We start from the raw sequence: 260 nt of genomic DNA on the forward strand, positions 1-260 counted from the left end.
GGAATTCCTGCAAAAGCTGCACCGTTGGCTGGCGGCCCAGGCCGACCGGGTGGTGGAGGTAGTGGCCGGGCAGACCATCGAATGGAAGGCGGCTGGCGCACCATGAAAAATGCCCTGTACGGCATGCTGCTGGCGCTGCAGTTTCTGACGCGCCTGCCGATCCCCGTTGCCTGCCCCTGGACACCGGCCACTCGGCGCTGGGCCATTCGCGCCTACCCGCTGGTGGGCCTGATGGTGGGAGCGCTGCTAGCCTGTGTCGC

General features: G+C 67.3%; 1 protein-coding gene. It reads left to right on the forward strand.

The window, feature by feature from the left end; translation table 11 throughout:
- Window positions 1-123: 123 nt before the first annotated feature.
- Window positions 124-260, forward strand: a 137-nt coding sequence (locus P8629_RS12920) for an adenosylcobinamide-GDP ribazoletransferase (protein ID WP_442908710.1), incomplete at its 3' end; no start/stop codon positions are given.

Origin of the sequence: Hydrogenovibrio sp. 3SP14C1 (assembly GCF_029625905.1) — a bacterium.
Lineage (GTDB): Bacteria > Pseudomonadota > Gammaproteobacteria > Thiomicrospirales > Thiomicrospiraceae > Hydrogenovibrio.